Source organism: Amycolatopsis sp. WAC 04169 (genome assembly GCF_003947535.1).
Lineage (GTDB): Bacteria > Actinomycetota > Actinomycetes > Mycobacteriales > Pseudonocardiaceae > Amycolatopsis > Amycolatopsis keratiniphila.
Genome location: NZ_QHJI01000055.1, coordinates 1 through 694, shown reverse-complemented (window position 1 = coordinate 694; position 694 = coordinate 1). Strand labels below are relative to the sequence as shown.

At 75.2% G+C, this 694-nt stretch carries 1 protein-coding gene; it reads left to right on the top strand.

All coding sequences use genetic code 11. From position 1 onward, the window contains the following. Window positions 1-311, top strand: a 311-nt coding sequence (locus tag DMC61_RS40945) for a His/Gly/Thr/Pro-type tRNA ligase C-terminal domain-containing protein (protein WP_233595120.1), incomplete at its 5' end; no start/stop codon positions are given. Window positions 312-694: the final 383 nt, after the last annotated feature.

Here is a 694-nt window from a genome sequence, read left to right as displayed (position 1 = left end):
AGGGCCTCGTCTGGTCCAAGGAGGTCGCCCCGGCCGACGTCCACGTCGTCGCCGCGGGCAAGGCCCTGCAGACCGAGCTGGCCCTGGAAATCTCCGACAAGCTGGCCGCGGCGGGCGTCCGCGCCCTGGTGGACGAACGCGCGGGCGTCTCTCCCGGCGTGAAGTTCACCGACGCGGAACTCATCGGCGTCCCCCAGATCCTGGTCGCCGGCCGCCGCGCGGCGGAGGGCGTGGTCGAACTCAAGGACCGCCGAACGGGGGAGCGCGAGGAGGTAACGGTCGAGGAGGCACTGAGCCGCCTCACGAACTGACGACCACGGCAGCCGACCCCGGAGTGCCCTCGGGCACGCCGGGGCCGGGTCGCGAGCCCGGCGCAGCGGGGTGCCGCTGCGCCCACCCGTGCCGCCTGGGGGTACCTCCCAGGCCGTTCAGGCACTGAGGGAGGCACGACTGGGCCCCGCCGCGGTTGGGTGACCAACGCCCCAACGCCCGCTGGCCCCCGGTTTCCGCGCCGACGCGGGGACGGCCACCCCCCGACGCGGCCCCGACCCCCAACGCACCGCACCGCGCACCGCGCACCCCCACCGAACCCGCACAGGCGCCGCAGGCAAACACACCCAGAACTCCACCCACCCTTTCGACCCGACACGCCACCCCCCCCACTCACTCCCACCCCACGCGACCGACCCCCCCC